Origin of the sequence: Bacillus pumilus (assembly GCF_038738535.1) — a bacterium.
Classification (GTDB): Bacteria; Bacillota; Bacilli; order Bacillales; family Bacillaceae; genus Bacillus.
This window is the reverse complement of record NZ_CP046128.1, coordinates 400,723-417,066: the sequence shown is the minus strand read 5'-3', so window position 1 is coordinate 417,066 and position 16,344 is coordinate 400,723. Positions and strand designations below refer to the sequence as shown.

Sequence of the window (16,344 nt, the reverse complement as noted above, 5' to 3'; positions counted from 1 at the left end):
GCCCGATTCACATGAATTTGCGCATTAAAATATATCTATTTCTCGTTTCATTTTGTATGATAGAGACAAATCAACTATTGTTCCGGTCTATGATCGGAGCTACAAGGAGTCCTAAAACAATGCCTCGTCAACAACTATTAAAACAGTTTCGCAATTTTCATGATGCTTCTACGAGTATTTTAAACATGATGAGTCAATTCACTGATGTGAATACACTGTTTATTGCTAAAAACGATCAAACCACCAATCAGATTGTCAAGGTGCTAAATCATGACGAGCAGCTTCTTGAAGAAGGAGAAGAAATTCCTTACGAGAAGACATTTTGCAAGCTGGCGGTCGATCATCAGGATACGCTTGTGATCCCTGATATATCATTGGATGATCGTTCTAAATACTTAGAAGTCACGAAACGTCTTCAAGGCGGATCATTCATTGGAGTACCGATTGATTTTACAGATGGTACGAACTACGGAACGATTTGCGGGCTTGATCTAAGGCCGCAGCAATTCACAGAAGAACACGTGCATATGTTTGAAACGATGGCTTCTTTATTAAGCTACGTCCTCGAACTCGACCGTGCCAACCGGCAGATTCAGCAATTATCTGTACCGATCGTCCCTGTTGTTGACGGTGTCGCCGTGCTTCCTCTCCTAGGTGATATCGAAGAGACACGTGCTCAGCATATTTTAGAAACCATTTTACAGGAAAGCTACAGACTGTCGCTCTCTCATTTGGTCATTGATGTATCGGGAACAAAACGCCTGAATGAACAGAGCATTCAATATTTGGTCAGCTATGCACAAACGCTGAAACTTTTAGGAATTTCGGCTGTTTTAACAGGAATTAAACAAGATCTTGCTCTAAGTGCGATTCAGTCGAATATTTCATTTAAAGACATCACCATCCGGAAAGACTTGCCGCAGGCACTTGCTCATATTGGCTTGACGTTTACTAAAATGGAATAAGAAATGATACACAAAAAAGGGCTAAATAAATTTTAGCCCTTTTCTTCTTTTTAAATCATGCCAGCAGCTGCAAATAAGAAGAATCGTTTCCGTCTTCAATAACTTGTAAAATCTGCTGTGCATGTGATGCGTCTGTGACACTGTTTAATTTTTGCATGATGTCTTCTTTCGATAGTGCATGGCCTGGTGCTCCCCGCGGAAGATCGACTCGTTTGCTAAAGGTGGTGCCATCAGATAAGGTAAGCTTCACAATCGTAAAGCGACCTTTTGGGACAGCGTCTGGATGGGGTTCTTTCGTTTGATCATATTCTCTGCTCACCCGCTTCATCCATGTGCGCATGTCTGATGGAATGGTTTTTTTCGTAAAGGCATCCAGCGTAAGCGTCTGTCCAAATACGGCAAGTGCGATGACGTATTCGACACTGAATCGTCCTTCTTCGCCCGTCAAAGGTGTCCGCTCAATAAGCGCTGCATCTCCGCCAGGCGGGAATATGACCTCTGCTTGTTTCACCTGATCCGATAAGAAAGTATGCTCTTCCATTAAGGATAGAATCGCATCTGCTGCATGATGCGCTGCTGAGCAGAACGGGTATACTTTGAACCACAGCCCCGGCGAGACAATACGCCACGCTATACCATACTCCTCTAGTAAACGATTTTCTGCCAGCTCCTGATCTCCATAGAGAGAAAAGAAACCAAGCGTACCATCAAGAACCGATTCATTCCCGCCAAAACCTGAACAAGCTAAGTCCATAGACCAGACGGCTGTTTTAGCCGCTAAGCCGGCTTGTAATGGTTTCATATCAGAGCCGAACTGCTTTCTCATTCCGGCTGATTGCGCTCCGGCAAAGCCGATTGCCTTCGCCAGCTCTTCCTGCGAGACTTGTTTTAAATACCCAATGGCACATACTGCTGCAATGGCTCCGAGGGTTCCGGTATTATGCCAGCCCCGCTCATAATGCGCCTTGCCGATGGATTCGCCAAGCCTTGCCATCACTTCAACGCCTGTAATGTAGGCTGCTAAAAATCGATCACCATACCCTTTGCTGTCTGTCAGCTGTGAAAGCAATGCTGGGATGATCACCGCACTGGGATGTCCTCTCACATCTGAGTGCACATCATCATAATCAAGGGCGTGGATCAAGTAGCCGTTCAGCATGGCTGCGGCTTGACGGCTGACCTTCTTCCCTTGTCCAATGACAGGAATTTGAGCGGCTCCGCCTTCTTGTTCCACAAGTGCCATGAGCTTTTGAATTCCTTCATCCTCTTTCGCAGCAAGCGCCGCCGCCGCAGCATCTAACAGACCATTTCGAGCCATTTCTACCGCCCGCTGATCTTGAAGTGGATCAGCTACAAGCACAGCCTCTGCCAATTTTTTTGTTAGTTCCATGATCGTGACTCCAATGCCTGAACAGCAAGCTCGGAAAAGAAGGCAGCGGCAACAGGGAGTGCTTCTTCATTTAATGTAAAGGCAGGGTGATGCCATTCCTCGGTACCGCTTGTCCCCATCCATACGAAAAAGCCTGGAATGTGTTCTTGATAAAGGGCAAAATCTTCTCCGCCCGGTGACTGCTCTGCCTGCGCTACATTTAAGTGAAGCGAACCAGCCGTTTCTTCTACCACCTTTGTCAAACGCTCGTCATTCAACACAGAAGGCAAATACGGATGCCATTTCACTTCGCCTTTTGCCCCAAATCCTTCGGCAATCCCACTCACGATTTGTTTCATGAGATCTGGAATCATCGCTCTCACTTCAGGCTCAAACGTCCGAACGGTTCCTTCCATCTCAACACGATCAGGAATCACATTCCATGAAGTACCGCCTTGAATGCGTGTGATACTGACTACTGCATGATGCAATGAGCTGATGCGGCGGCTGACGATTTGCTGAAGAGCACTTGTGATCTGCCCGCTGATGGCAATCGGGTCCACCGTGTGATTCGGAATACCTGCATGGCCACCTGTTCCTTTAATATCGATTTCAAATCGGTCAACACTTGCCATTAATGCTTTTTCTCTAATACCAATGGTGCCTACTGGCAGATCAGGTTTGTTGTGCATACCAAAAATCGCATCCACTCCATCTAATACGCCTGCCTCTATGACGTGTTTCGCTCCTTGCGCGACTTCCTCAGCCGGCTGGAACAAAATGCGGACCGTTCCTTTGATCTCGTGTTTCCGCTCTTTCAATAAAAGAGCCGCTCCAAAGATAGAAGCTGTATGGAAATCATGACCGCATGCATGCATTTTCCCAGGTACCTTTGAGGAAAATGGTTCGCCTGATGCTTCTTCAATCGGAAGTGCATCAATATCAGCTCTCAGGGCAATCGTTGGTCCCTCTTGTTCTCCTTTGATTTCACAGACGATTCCTGTTTGAAGAGCTGGAAAATCGAGTACGGTGATCCCTTCCTCTTCTAACCAGCTGCGCAGTTTTTTTGTCGTTTCATATTCTTCAAATGCCAGCTCTGGATGTTCATGAAGCGCTCGGCGAATGTTAATTAAACGTTTGTTTAAAGCTTCATTTCCTATTGATTTCACTGATACTCACCCCTCTAAAGAGTAAAAAGCAGCTTATGCTTCTTCAGCCGCTGCTTCTTTTTGGATAAATCGTTTTGTCCGTTCATTCTTCGTTTCATCAAATAACTCAGTTGGTGTGCCCTGTTCAATAATATGACCATCCGCCATGAAAATCACATGGTCTGCCACTTCTCTTGCAAACGCCATTTCATGTGTGACGATGATCATCGTTGTTTCTTGAATCGCAATGGATTTAATAACTTGAAGTACACCTGAGACAAGCTCTGGATCAAGCGCTGACGTTGGTTCATCGAGTAAAATAGCATGTGGATCAACCGCTAACGCACGGGCAATTCCAATTCGCTGCTGCTGTCCGCCAGATAACGTGACTGGATAGCTGTCAGCCTTTTGCTCTAATCCTACCTGCTTCAGCAGCTTCATCCCAATCTCATTTGCCTGCTGCTTCGTCATTTTTTTCGTCACAAGCAGTGATTCTGTGATGTTTTGCAGTGCTGTCTTGTTTTTAAATAGATTATAGTTTTGAAACACCATGGCCGTTTGTTGACGCAGATGATGGGCTTCTTTACGTGTATACTTGGACGCATCGAGCTTCGCATCGCCAATTTCAATCATGCCTTCATCTGGTATTTCTAATAAATTTAAGCAGCGCAGCAAGGTGGATTTACCGGAGCCAGAAGGTCCGATAATGGCCACAACCTGCCCTTTTTGCACGTCGAGATTGATTCCGTCTAAGACGACAAGATCGCCGAATGATTTCTTCAAATTGGTGAGCTTGATCATGTCCACACCTCCTTAATTCCGGTAAGGTTTGCTGATTTTTCGTTCAAATAGGTCTTGAAGGAAGCTATAAATGATGGTCATCACCCAATACACAATCCCTACGGCTAAATAGGTTTCAAAGTATTTATAGTTCGCGGACGCAATCATCTTTCCTTGTGCAAACATTTCTGCCACCCCAATGGTAAAGGCAAGAGATGTTTCTTTTAAAAGACCGATAAAGGTATTCCCCGTCGCTGGAATCGCATTTCTGACTGCCTGCGGGAAAATAATTCTGACGTAAGACTGCCATCTTGTCATGCCGACAGATAGACATGCCTCTAGCTGCCCTTCATCTACAGAATTGAGGGCCGCTCTGAAAATTTCTGCTAAGTATGCTGAGTTTTTAATACTTAATCCGATAATGACCGCTGTTAGGGCATCCATTGAGGTCATCGCAGGGAATAGCTGCGGAAGACCAAAATAAATGAGAAAGAGCTGAACCAAGGTTGGAACCGCTCTGAAAAAAGAAATATACAGCTTGGCAAATTGGTATAAAACAGGTATCCGGTTTTTCGTAATGAGAGCGAATACCACACCAATGATAATGGCAAATACCATGGAGACAATCGCCATGAAGATCGTTATCGGCAAGTATTGAATCAATGTCGGAAAAACCGTCACCATATACTGCCAATCAATTTTGTTCATGTCTGCTCTTCACCGCCGCTGTCGTTATTTTTTAATTGGCACTGTGACATCGTCTTTGAAATACTTCTCAGACAATTTCTTCAGTGTCCCGTCTTCTCTTAATTCTTTGATCGCTTTGTTAAATTCTTCTCTTAGCTTGTCATGCTTTTTATCTTTGGCAAATGGGTAGCCTACTTCTTCATACACAATTGGGTTGCCAACGATTTTGAGCGGCAGACCTGTTTTTTCAATTTGAGCAAGTAATACACTGCGTCCGTTGACATAAGCATCTACGCGGCCATTTGCCACTTCATTTAATACACCGTCTTGCGTTTCATATGTTTTAATATTGATTTTTTTGTCCGGGTCTTTGCTCTCTAGGTTTTTGGCGTGGTTAGAGCCAAGAACCGCCGCCACTGTTTTTCCTTTTAAATCATCAAGACCTTTGATGTCGTTGTTGTCCTTTTTCACGATGATTTGTGTTCCTGCGTAAGCGTACGTATCTGTAAAGTTAAACGTTTGTTTACGCTCATTTGTGACTGCGACTTGGTTTGACACTGTATCCAGCTTACCAGATGTCAGCTGTCCCATCAGTCCGCTGAATTCACTCAACTGCCAGTCTAGTTTGTAGCCGAGTTTTTTTGCGATGGCTTCAGTTACTTCGACATCGAAGCCAACAAGCTTGCCATTGTCTTTATAAGCAAACGGATAGCTTTGTCCTGTGGCGCCTACTTTTAACACTTTTTCTTTGCCTTCACTCTGATTGTTGCCGCCGCAAGCTGCTAAAACTGCCATCATTGCTGCAAATAGAACGACTAGCCACTTTTTGTTTTTCATGTTCGTAAACCCTTCTTTCTTCTTATAATTGTGTCATATCTGACCTTAGTTGTTTTTTAAAATAAACCGTGATGTGACCCTTGCCTAAATCCTTTTCTCCTGCTCTGACGTAGCCTTTGCGCTCATACATGTCCATGAGCCACGGATGCTTATCAGCTGTACCTAGAGATACGTATGGCACCTTCAGGGTATCCCTTAGCACTTCAGTTTCCACCCATTCCAGCAAGACAGAGCCTGTCCCTTTTTTGGCGGAAGGCTCTGAAGCAAACCACCAAATGTGAGGGACGCCGAACGGTCCTGGCTGCTCTCCCCAAGGCATACGGAGCGACAAGGTGGAGAGAAGTTCTCCGTTTTCTTCCATCACATAGCAAAGATTCTTTTGTACATTTTTCTGCACGAGAGCGAAATCAGCATGTGCTGCTTGGAACTGGATGCCGAGCTCACGAATTGGCTCATAGGCTCTTGTTGTCAGTTCAAGCAGCGCCTCTATATCTGCCTCTGTTGCCAGACGAAATGTGTATCCCAACGTTAGTCACCTCACCCTTATGTCGTGTAGCGATTTTTTGGCTGTGTTAATCCTAGATTTTCTCGTAAGGTTTGTCCTGTATATTCTGTTTTGAATAGACCTCTTTCCTGAAGGATTGGGACGACGCGGTCTACGAACACATCCAGCCCTTCTGGCAAGAGCGGCGGCATGACGTTAAAGCCGTCTGCTGCTTCTTCATTGATCCATGTTTCCATCACATCTGCTAGCTGCTCTGGTGTGCCAATGAAAATATTATGACCACGAGAGCCGGCAACCGATTGATAGAGCTGGCGAATGGTCAGGTTATCCTTTCTCGCCATATTCATCACAAGATCAAAGCGGCTTTTCACCGCATTTGACGTGCTTGGATCAATCTCTGGAAGCGGTCCGTCTAAAGGATACTGAGACAGATCAATCCCACCTAAGTAGTTTTGCAGAATGCTCAGCCCAATCTCAGGAACAATCAGCTCCTGTAATTCTTCATATTTTGCTTTGGCTTCTTCCTCTGTATCAGCAATGATCGGGAAGATACCCGGCATGATGCTGACGTCCTCTCTAGCACGGCCAGCAGCCACTACTTTCTCCTTCAAGCTTTGATAAAATTCCTTCGCTTTTTCGAGATCGTTTTGTGCAGTGAAAATGAGTTCAGCTGTTTTCGCTGCAAGCTTTTGACCATCCTCGGATGATCCTGCTTGAATGATCACTGGCTGCCCTTGAGGCGTGCGTGATACGTTGAGAGGACCCCGTACTGAGAAGAACTCACCTTTATGCTGGAGCTCATGAAGCTTACTAGATTCAAAGAATTCTCCCGTTTCCTTGTTTCTGACAAGGGCGTCTTCCTCCCAAGAATCCCACAGACCTTTGACGACCTCGACGAACTCTTCTGCTCGTTCGTATCGTTTATGGTGTGCTAAATGCTCTTCTCCGCTAAAATTTTTCGCTGTTTCTTCAATAGAAGATGTGACCACATTCCATGCCGCTCTTCCGCCTGATAAATGATCAAGGGAGGCAAACTGTCTTGCAATATGGAAAGGCTCACTGTATGTAGTGGATGCTGTTGCTGCTAAACCAATTGATGAAGTAGACTCAGCAATGGACGAAAGCAGGGTGAGCGGTTCAAATCTCGTCAATACATTCGGATGAGAGGTTTGGTTAATGGATAAGCTGTCAGCTAAAAAGAGTAAATCTAGCTTTCCTTCCTCTGCCTTTTTCGCTAATTGTTTGAAATAATCCAGGTTCATGGCTGCATCTGATACGGCGTTCGGATGTCTCCAAGAGGCAACATGATGTCCAGTTCCTGCGATGAATACGCCTAGCTTGAGCTTTCTTTTCGGCTGTGACACTTGTTCTTCATCCTTTCTATATCCTGCTGTATCAAACTGAAGTCCTCAGAAGATACATTTTTCTGATTGAATTAATCGGTTTTATCAATAAAAAAAGGGCAAATGTTGCGAAAAATGAAAAATAATTATTACTATATGCCCTTTTTACAGGATTGTCAACCGCCTTCTGAACCTCCAAAATTAGGGATTTCACCTGTTCATCATGGTGTGTCGATTTCAATATTTCCGATGAGCCGGTCTGTGGTATGTGTCACCAATTGGCTGCGTTCCAGCATGTTATGGGCGATCACGGAATGAGTGGAAGATATAGTGCGGACGGCAATCGCTTTTTGAGGAGATAAATTAATGATGTTATTCCGCAGCACACGGGCTGAGGCGGCTTGATCGATAAAGATCGCCGTCGGCTGTCCGAACGAACGATTTAAATAAAAGCGGTTATCTCCAATTTGCGGTGAACCATTTTTAATATACATCACCACATATAAAGATGTTTCTTCAAAGGAATTATCTTTAATTTCTAATGGACCCGTCGTGCTGCTGTATAAGGCGTAATTTTGGTAGTGCTTAAAGCGATTCTGCCAGATGAAAGCCTTTGCATTCCCAGTGATACTGATCGTATACGAAGACGCAAGCTCTGGGTGTCCTTCTTGAATAAAATGGTTGCCATTGATTCCAGCTTCCCCTTCCTGCACCCATATCCCTCTGCTGAAATCTTTGAATTGATTGTGCTGGATCAGGATATTCGTTCCTCTCACCATCGCCCCATCGATCACCGAGTAGATTGTATTGTTTGAAAAGACGACGCTATCCGATTGATAGATACGCAGCGCTGCGCTTCTTTGCCCTGTATTCGTCCCCGATTCAATATGATTTCCTTCTATTAGAATACGATTCGCCATATAAACGGACACAGCCGCATCTTCAAATAGACTGATCTTATTTCCTGTAATGTGAACGCTGTCGCCCCTCACATCAATCCCTTTTTCAAATCCCTCAATCATATTGCCAATAATGATCACATTGTTTTCCGTTTGACCAAGAGAGACACCTAAGCTCGTAATTCCTGCTTTTGTAACGCCTCCTCCCACTGCACGGATCAAATTGTTGGCAATGATTGTTTCGGTGGCAAAGCCATAGGAGATACTGCTGTCTGTATGATTGCCTTCAATGATGACACCATAGCCGTTGAAATTATAAATGGAACTTGCAGCACCACCTCTTACAATGTTGTTTCGAATTTGAATATTCAGCGGTTCCTCCATATTAACTGCGTTTTCTCCGTAGCCTTCAATATCAATACCCATTCTCGGCTCGACTCCGTTTACTCCTGCTCTCTCCAGCAGACAGTCCTCCACAATGACCCCATCACAGCCTGTAATCGAGATATTGTTTCGTCTTGAATCTGTGATGTGGCAGCCAGAAATATGAATAGATGAAGCAGGCGAGTACGATTCAGCTTGTGATAATAAACCGTGGGGACTTACAATGATGCCGTCTCCCGTACAATTCTTGATTTGCACACGATTCACTTCCACATGGGAGGCCCCTTCAATACATATCCCAAAGCCCCACTCATGGGTTTTTCGTTCAGGGGGAAGCGACTTGTACACATGCTCATGACGATCCCCTTCGATTCGCCCGCCTCTGATGGTCACATGCTGAACCTTTCCTATATAAAAGGCCGCATACCCCCACGAATCATTTGGTTTTACCTTAATCACGGCATCCGGCGCCATCTCAATGTACATATGACTTGGCACCCGTATGCCTGCACCTCGGAAAGGAAAAAATCGATCACCTCTGTACACTGCATCGATTACATACGTGCCGCTCGGCAGCCAGACGTGGGAATACCCCTGTGCTTTCGTCCATTCTAAGCATTCATTGAGCCTCGCTGTACAGTCCGTTTCCCCATCCGCAATCACACCAAAATCTTGTACATTGACAACAGGTTTTTTTAGAACAGATTCATTCAATTCCCCCAACCTAAATCCCTCCTTTTCACACAAGTCCTCTTGTCATCCTATGCATATGTAAAAGGTTTGCTTGTACAATTCTTCAAATTTTAAGTAAATTTTTCGATATAACTTTCTGACCATTCCCACTTGAAAGAATGTTTCATTTTTTTGAGTCTTTACGCCTATTGAACTAACATTTTCCTGTTTTAGAATAGTTTTATATTGACACAAGAACTATACAAGAATATCATTTTTCTCATATCTCTTTTTTTAAGAAAGGATCTATGCCATGTCTACAATTGACCACGATAAAATTGTTAAAAGTGTTCCTCAAAAAGGGTTTTTTGGACATCCTAAAGGACTTTACACACTGTTTTTCACTGAATTTTGGGAGCGTTTCTCTTATTACGGCATGCGTGCACTGCTTATTTACTATATGTACACAGAGGTGACAAAGGGCGGTCTTGGTTTTGATCAGACGACAGCCAATTCGATCATGTCTGTCTACGGTGCGCTTGTCTATATGTCAGGCATTATTGGAGGATGGCTTGCCGATCGAGTATTCGGTTCGTCCAGTACGGTCTTTTATGGCGGGGTTTTCATTATGCTTGGACATGTCATTTTAGCTTTGCCAAGCGGAGCAACAGCGCTCTTTATTAGTATGGGACTGATTATTATTGGGACGGGTCTTTTGAAGCCGAACGTTTCAAACATTGTTGGCGACCTGTATACCAAAACGGACCCTCGCAGGGATTCTGGCTTTAGTATTTTCTACATGGGCATCAACATGGGTGGTTTTATTTCCCCATTAATTGTCGGAACACTCGGTCAAAAAGTGAACTTCCACCTCGGATTCTCACTTGCTGCCGTTGGGATGCTTGTTGGACTTATTACATTTGTGATCACGAAAAAACCGAACCTTGGTCTTGCCGGCACTTATGTGACAAATCCGTTATCAGCTGCTGAACGCAAGAACTTCAAAATTTTCGGAACATTGATCATCATTGTGCTCGCTGTTTTTGTTGTCATTGGCATTCAAACAGGCGCACTCACGATTAATCTATTCACTTGGTTTGTCAGTGTGCTTGGTGTGCTCATTCCGATTGTGTATTTCATCGTCATGTATTTCAGTAAAAAGACGAGCCCAGTGGAGCAATCCAGGGTTCTCGCTTATATTCCATTGTTCCTTGCTGCGGTGATGTTCTGGGCAATTCAAGAACAAGGCTCAAACATTTTAGCCACATATGCAGATCAACGAACAAACTTGAATTTCCTAGGGATGACACTTGCCTCTTCGTGGTTCCAATCATTGAACCCAATCTTTATTGTGCTGCTGTCTCCTGTGTTTGCTTGGTTGTGGATTAGACTTGGAAAGAAACAGCCGTCTACCCCGATTAAGTTCTCACTTGGCCTTCTATTTGCAGGATTATCCTTCATCATCATGATCATTCCTGCCTACATGTCTGGTTCGAATACACTTGTGAGCCCATTATGGCTTGTTCTGAGCTTCTTCCTTGTCGTGATCGGAGAGCTCTGCTTATCACCAGTTGGGCTGTCAGCAACAACAAAGCTTGCACCTGCTGCCTTCTCAGCGCAAACGATGAGCCTTTGGTTCCTTTCAAATGCGATGGCACAGGCGATCAATGCGCAAGTGGTCAAACTGTTTGATAAAGTGCCAGAAACCGTCTATTTCGGTATCATCGGAATGCTTGCCATCGTTTTATGCGGTGTGATGCTGCTCTTAACACCAGTGATCAAGAAAGCAATGAAAGGCATTCATTAAATAAAAAAAGAAGCCTCCCGATTGGGTTGGCTTCTTTTTCATCGTTTAAAACCGAATCTCATCATCTCCATGAATTTGCAGCTTAAGCGGTTCACTTTTCGCCTGATGCTTTTTCACATAGCGGTGATAGACGACATACCCAATGATCATGAGAGGGACGCCGACATATAACCCAATGCGCTGTTCCTTATCAAAGGCAAGGCTGATTAAAACGATTGTGTTGAGTGTAATCGCAATAATTGGCAGAACCGGATAGAGAGGGGTTTTAAATTTTAAGTTTTCCAGCTTTCCGCCTGCTTTAAGATATCTTCTGCGGAAAAGCATCTGTGATAATGTAATGGTGATCCAGCCAGTCTGGGCACTCATGCCGGCAATGGACACGATCCAGGCAAATACTGTTTTCTCTGCAAAGAACCCGGATAATAGCGAAATCCCTGTAAACAGGAACGTGAGCAGTAAGGCATTCATCGGAATACCGCGCTGATTCACGCGTCTAAATGCTTTTCCTGCCATTCCTTCCTTCGATAAGGAATACAGCATTCTCGTCGATGCATACAAGCCAGAGTTGGCAACAGATAATAAAGCGATGATAATGACAAAGTTCATGATGTCTGCCGCAAAAGGAATTCCCGTTCTCTCAAATACAGTAACAAATGGACTTTGCAGCACACTCGCTTCCTTCCAAGGCACCATACCCGCTAAGACGAAGATTGATAAGACGAAAAAGACGAGTGTACGCCAAACAGTCTGATGAATCGAACGAGGAACGGCTTTCTCAGGGTTTTCACTTTCTCCTGCTGCAATCCCGATCAGCTCTGTTCCTTGGAATGAAAAGTTCACGGTGATCATCGTGACCACAACGGCGAGCAATCCATTTGGAAACAAACCATCACTCACAAAATGACTGAAGTAAGGGGCAGGTTCTCCGCTCGTTGTTTCAATAAAACCAAACATCGCCGCTCCGCCTACACCTATAAAGAGTAAAATCGCAATAATCTTAATGGTTGAAAAGAAAAACTCCGACTCCCCGAACGCTTTCGCCGATCGGGCATTTAATAAGAAAAGACACAGTCCAAATATGAGACACCAAATCCACACATCCACTTGCGGGAGCCAGCGCCTCATCAGCTGTCCTGCTGATAAGAATTCTAGGGCGACCGTTGCCGCCCAGCCAAGCCAATAAATCCAGCCGACAGCAAAACCCGCTGCAGGGCTGACAAATTTCGTCGCATACGTATGAAACGACCCCGACACAGGAAGTGCGACCGACAACTCTCCAAGACAGAGCATGGTTAAATACATAATCAATCCGCCCACAATATAAGAAAGAACGGCTCCAACTGGCCCTGCTTGTCCAATCGTATAGCCCGTTCCTAAGAAAAAGCCTGTCCCAATGACACCGCCAAGTGAAATCATAAATAAATGGCGGGAGGTCATCGCCCTTTTCAGTTGTTCGGGCTGATTTTGTCCAACATCCACAATGATGCCCTCCTTCTTCTAAGATGCTCAGTTATCAAAACATGTCTCCATGTGATTCATTCCATTTTCAAAACAACCTACTAATTATACATCTTTTATAATAAATATTCTTCCTTCTATGGTCACTGTCACAAAGTCTTTATTTTAGTAATGTTCGCACAAATAAAAGATGATAGGCTTTATAGACGTGAGAGGTTTGAAAGAAATGGGTTGCGGGCATAAAGTTGGTGAGATTCGCTCAAGCTAGTTTCAAATGCTTTACTTTTAGGTTGCTTCTCTGTAAGATCATATGTTGTAAATACCAACAAGAAAAGTGGGGAATAAAATGAAAAAAATGTTCTTTGCCATTATGTTAGGCGCTTGTGTTGCATTGATCACGGCATGTGGATCTGGTGCAAGCGACAACGCGAATAAACAATCTGGGTCTAAGGAATCAGGTGACCTTTGGAAATCCATTCAGGATAAAGGTGTTCTGACGATCGGAACAGAGGGTACTTATGCTCCTTTCACATTCCATGACAAAAAGACAGATAAATTAACTGGCTACGATGTAGAAGTCATCACAGAAGTAGCAAAACGACTTGACTTAAAACCTGAATTCAAAGAAACACAATGGGACAGCATGTTTGCTGGACTGAATTCAAAACGTTTTGACGTGGTAGCGAACCAAGTTGGTAAAACTGGACGTGAAAATCAATATGAGTTCTCTGACAAATACACAACGTCTCAAGCCATTGTTGTGACAAAATCAGATAACAACGACATCAAGAAACTATCTGATGTAAAAGGCAAAAAAGCAGCACAATCATTAACGAGTAACTACAATAAGCTAGCAACAGATGCTGGTGCTAAAATTGAAGGCGTTGAAGGTCTTGCACAATCCATTCAATTGATTCAGCAAGGACGTGCTGATCTGACGTTCAATGACAAGCTGGCTGTATTGAATTACTTGAAAACAAGCGGTAACAAAAACCTAAAAGTTGCATTTGAAACAGGAGATCCTCAAGAAACTTACTTTGCATTCAGAAAAGGCAGCGGCGAAGTCGTTGACAAAGTGAATGGCGCATTAAAAGAAATGAAAAAAGACGGTACACTCGCAAAGATTTCTAAGAAATGGTTTGGTGAAGATGTTACAAAGTAATACCCTGGGAGTCGTCATTCCTTGGGATCTTCTTCAGCAATCTTTTTGGCCAATGGTGATGCAGGGGATTTATTATACAATTCCCCTCGCCATCATTGCCTTTATCATTGGTATTTTTATCGCGCTTGTGACAGCTCTTGCTAGAATGTCTAAAATCAAAGCCCTCAGATGGATTTTCTCCATCTATGTGTCGGCCGTTCGCGGAACGCCGCTTTTTGTGCAATTGTTTATTATTTTCTATTTCTTTCCGACATTTAATATCACACTGGATCCATATCCAAGTGCCATTATTGCTTTTTCATTAAACGTAGGTGCGTATGCGTCGGAAATTATCCGTGCATCCGTCCTGTCTGTTCCAAAAGGACAATGGGAAGCTGGTTATTCGATCGGGATGACGCATCGTAAAACACTCGTCCGCGTCATTTTACCGCAGGCTGTGCGTGTATCGATTCCGCCGCTATCTAATTCATTCATTAGTTTGGTGAAGGATACATCTCTTGCCTCCCAAATCCTCGTGGCAGAGCTTTTCCGTAAGTCTCAGGAAATTGCTGCAGCGAACTTGGATCAGATATTGTTCATTTATATGGAAGCAGCCCTGATCTATTGGGTATTCTGCTTCATTCTATCGCTCGTTCAGCATCAAATTGAAAAACGACTTGATCGATATGTCGCAAGGTAAGGAGGGAACGACATGCTAACAGTCAAAGGTCTAAAGAAATCCTTTGGTGAAAATGAGATTTTAAAGTCAATAGATTTTACAATCAACAAAGGGCAGGTTGTGGCCATTCTCGGTCCATCAGGTTCAGGAAAAACAACGATGCTTCGCTGTTTAAATGCACTTGAAACGCCAAATGGCGGCTCCTTTACCTTCGATGATTTCTCGATAGATTTTTCGAAAAAAAATAAATCAGCTGACCTGCTGAAGCTTCGCAGGAAATCAGGAATGGTGTTTCAGGATTATCACCTGTTCCCACACCGCACAGTGCTTGAAAATGTGATGGAAGGTCCTGTTCAAGTACAGCGCCGTCCGAAGGAAACGGTTCGAAAAGAAGCCATCCAGCTCTTGCAAAAGGTCGGTCTTGAAGATAAAAAAGATCTGTATCCATTCCAGCTGTCAGGCGGTCAAAAGCAGCGTGTCGGGATTGCCCGTGCACTTGCCATTCAGCCAGAGCTCATGCTTTTTGATGAACCAACCTCTGCACTTGACCCTGAGCTTGTCGGGGAAGTCTTAAAGGTCATGAAGGATCTAGCGAAAGAAGGCTGGACCATGGCAGTGGTCACACATGAAATCAAGTTTGCCCAAGAAGTGGCAGACGAAGTGATTTTTATTGATGGCGGCGTCATCGTCGAACAAGGCCCTCCGGAAGAAATCTTCAAACGACCGAAGGAAGAACGAACAAAACAATTCTTAAACCGGATTTTGAATCCAGTATGATGAAAAAAGGCTGTTCTCATGAGATGAGAGCAGCCTTTTTTCATATTTTTAAAAGTAAGCGATTACAATTGAGCAAAGCCATTTAAAGGGGCGTGGGAGTATGTTACGATTGAATTCGAGTGTTTAAGAAAGAAGGGAATGCTTTTGAAGCGGGAACATCTTTTACGTTGGTTTTTTTATTTTGTTGGATTGATCGTACTAGCTTTTGGATTATCGCTGACAGTGAAAGGAAAGATTCTTGGGATTGGTCCTTGGGACGCTTTCCACTACGGACTGTTTCAGCACTTTGGACTCACGATTGGACAGTGGTCCATCATTATTGGTGCACTGATTGTGACACTGACTTCTGTTTTTACGAAATCATTTCCAAAGATCGGCGCATTACTGAACATGGTGCTGATTGGCGTGTTTATAGATTTCTTTAATGCGGTATTGCCTGCACCACATGGGTATTTACCCGCTTTATATGTGTTTATTACAGGCGTTGTGGTATCAGGGTATGGTGTTGGCATTTATGTCTCAGCCAATCTTGGCGCCGGGCCAAGAGATTCATTAATGCTGCTCATCTCAGCGAAAACAGGATTGAACGTGCAGTGGGTTCGAAATGGCATTGAGTTAACAGTGCTTTTATTTGCATGGATGCTCGGCGGACCGATTGGCATTGGCACGATTCTGACTGCTATTTTTACAGGTATCGTCCTTCGTTTCTCCTTGCCGCAGTCTACACGGCTCCTGCAGCTGCTTATTACTAAAACAGCAGAGAAACCTGTTCAAACGCTTATCAGATAAGAACAAGCCATTCTACAAAAAGAATGGCTTTTCTTGTGCTGAAATAAATAAACAGATTTTTCTTATATTCATAAGATGAAATAAGCCTACATCTGTCATTTTAG

General features: G+C 43.9%; 15 protein-coding genes. 6 read left to right on the top strand and 9 right to left on the bottom strand.

The annotated features are described in order from the left end of the window. Positions 1-119: 119 nt before the first annotated feature. Complete coding sequence (locus tag GKC25_RS01995) at positions 120-965, top strand: GAF domain-containing protein (protein ID WP_034664090.1); 846 nt, start codon at positions 120-122, stop codon at positions 963-965. A 55-nt stretch (positions 966-1,020) separates the two neighbouring features. Here the strand turns inward: GKC25_RS01995 and GKC25_RS01990 are convergent, their stop codons facing one another. The 8 genes from GKC25_RS01990 to GKC25_RS01955 form a co-directional block, all read right to left on the bottom strand. Then, positions 1,021-2,355 carry an MmgE/PrpD family protein gene (locus GKC25_RS01990; protein WP_187704333.1) on the bottom strand — a complete coding sequence of 445 codons (1,335 nt, stop codon included), beginning with the start codon at positions 2,353-2,355 and terminating at the stop codon, positions 1,021-1,023. Next, entirely contained in the window at positions 2,346-3,503 is a 1,158-nt protein-coding gene (locus GKC25_RS01985; protein WP_106038518.1) for an amidohydrolase, read from the bottom strand. Before GKC25_RS01985 ends, GKC25_RS01990 begins: the two co-directional genes overlap by 10 nt. Before the next feature lie 33 nt (positions 3,504-3,536). Continuing rightward, positions 3,537-4,283 carry an amino acid ABC transporter ATP-binding protein gene (locus tag GKC25_RS01980; protein ID WP_060595533.1) on the bottom strand — a complete coding sequence of 249 codons (747 nt, stop codon included), beginning with the start codon at positions 4,281-4,283 and terminating at the stop codon, positions 3,537-3,539. 12 nt (positions 4,284-4,295) lie between these two features. Then, the gene (locus tag GKC25_RS01975; RefSeq protein WP_060595532.1) at positions 4,296-4,970 is read right to left on the bottom strand and encodes an amino acid ABC transporter permease; all 675 of its coding nucleotides are present in this window, start codon (positions 4,968-4,970) and stop codon (positions 4,296-4,298) included. 24 nt (positions 4,971-4,994) lie between these two features. Then, a complete protein-coding gene (locus GKC25_RS01970; RefSeq protein WP_034664099.1) occupies positions 4,995-5,786 on the bottom strand; it encodes an amino acid ABC transporter substrate-binding protein in 792 nt (263 codons plus the stop codon). A gap of 22 nt (positions 5,787-5,808) precedes the next feature. After that, on the bottom strand, positions 5,809-6,312 hold the full coding sequence (locus tag GKC25_RS01965; protein WP_095285964.1) for a GNAT family N-acetyltransferase: 504 nt from the start codon (positions 6,310-6,312) through the stop codon (positions 5,809-5,811). Positions 6,313-6,329: 17 nt separating this feature from the next. Beyond that, positions 6,330-7,655 carry an LLM class flavin-dependent oxidoreductase gene (locus GKC25_RS01960; protein ID WP_034664103.1) on the bottom strand — a complete coding sequence of 442 codons (1,326 nt, stop codon included), beginning with the start codon at positions 7,653-7,655 and terminating at the stop codon, positions 6,330-6,332. A 200-nt stretch (positions 7,656-7,855) separates the two neighbouring features. Next, a complete protein-coding gene (locus GKC25_RS01955) occupies positions 7,856-9,640 on the bottom strand; it encodes a right-handed parallel beta-helix repeat-containing protein (protein ID WP_095285963.1) in 1,785 nt (594 codons plus the stop codon). Positions 9,641-9,902: 262 nt separating this feature from the next. Between GKC25_RS01955 and GKC25_RS01950 the strand changes: the two genes are divergently transcribed. Then, on the top strand, positions 9,903-11,396 hold the full coding sequence (locus GKC25_RS01950; RefSeq protein WP_034664107.1) for a peptide MFS transporter: 1,494 nt from the start codon (positions 9,903-9,905) through the stop codon (positions 11,394-11,396). Between the two features lie 45 nt (positions 11,397-11,441). Here GKC25_RS01950 and GKC25_RS01945 read toward each other — a convergent pair whose 3' ends face one another. Further along, the gene (locus GKC25_RS01945; protein ID WP_187704332.1) at positions 11,442-12,875 is read right to left on the bottom strand and encodes an amino acid permease; all 1,434 of its coding nucleotides are present in this window, start codon (positions 12,873-12,875) and stop codon (positions 11,442-11,444) included. A gap of 325 nt (positions 12,876-13,200) precedes the next feature. Between GKC25_RS01945 and tcyA the strand changes: the two genes are divergently transcribed. The 4 genes from tcyA to GKC25_RS01925 all read left to right on the top strand — a co-directional run bounded on the left by tcyA (position 13,201) and on the right by GKC25_RS01925 (position 16,240). After that, a complete protein-coding gene (tcyA, locus tag GKC25_RS01940; RefSeq protein WP_003213831.1) occupies positions 13,201-14,016 on the top strand; it encodes a cystine ABC transporter substrate-binding lipoprotein TcyA in 816 nt (271 codons plus the stop codon). Further along, positions 14,003-14,695: an amino acid ABC transporter permease gene (locus tag GKC25_RS01935; protein ID WP_034325166.1), complete on the top strand. Its 693-nt coding sequence runs from the start codon at positions 14,003-14,005 to the stop codon at positions 14,693-14,695. Before tcyA ends, GKC25_RS01935 begins: the two co-directional genes overlap by 14 nt. A gap of 12 nt (positions 14,696-14,707) precedes the next feature. Further along, positions 14,708-15,451, top strand: coding sequence for an amino acid ABC transporter ATP-binding protein (locus tag GKC25_RS01930; protein ID WP_003214030.1), 744 nt, complete (start codon positions 14,708-14,710; stop codon positions 15,449-15,451). 144 nt (positions 15,452-15,595) lie between these two features. Then, the gene (locus GKC25_RS01925; protein WP_034664112.1) at positions 15,596-16,240 is read left to right on the top strand and encodes a YczE/YyaS/YitT family protein; all 645 of its coding nucleotides are present in this window, start codon (positions 15,596-15,598) and stop codon (positions 16,238-16,240) included. Positions 16,241-16,344 lie beyond the last annotated feature (104 nt).

Coding starts and splice junctions, on each gene's coding strand:
- GKC25_RS01935 (WP_034325166.1), top strand. CDS start 14,003: ATGTTACAAAGTAATACCCTGGGAGTCGTCATTCCTTGGGATCTTCTT.
- GKC25_RS01995 (WP_034664090.1), top strand. CDS start 120: ATGCCTCGTCAACAACTATTAAAACAGTTTCGCAATTTTCATGATGCT.
- GKC25_RS01930 (WP_003214030.1), top strand. CDS start 14,708: ATGCTAACAGTCAAAGGTCTAAAGAAATCCTTTGGTGAAAATGAGATT.
- GKC25_RS01980 (WP_060595533.1), bottom strand. CDS start 4,283: ATGATCAAGCTCACCAATTTGAAGAAATCATTCGGCGATCTTGTCGTC.
- tcyA (WP_003213831.1), top strand. CDS start 13,201: ATGAAAAAAATGTTCTTTGCCATTATGTTAGGCGCTTGTGTTGCATTG.
- GKC25_RS01990 (WP_187704333.1), bottom strand. CDS start 2,355: ATGGAACTAACAAAAAAATTGGCAGAGGCTGTGCTTGTAGCTGATCCA.
- GKC25_RS01970 (WP_034664099.1), bottom strand. CDS start 5,786: ATGAAAAACAAAAAGTGGCTAGTCGTTCTATTTGCAGCAATGATGGCA.
- GKC25_RS01975 (WP_060595532.1), bottom strand. CDS start 4,970: ATGAACAAAATTGATTGGCAGTATATGGTGACGGTTTTTCCGACATTG.
- GKC25_RS01950 (WP_034664107.1), top strand. CDS start 9,903: ATGTCTACAATTGACCACGATAAAATTGTTAAAAGTGTTCCTCAAAAA.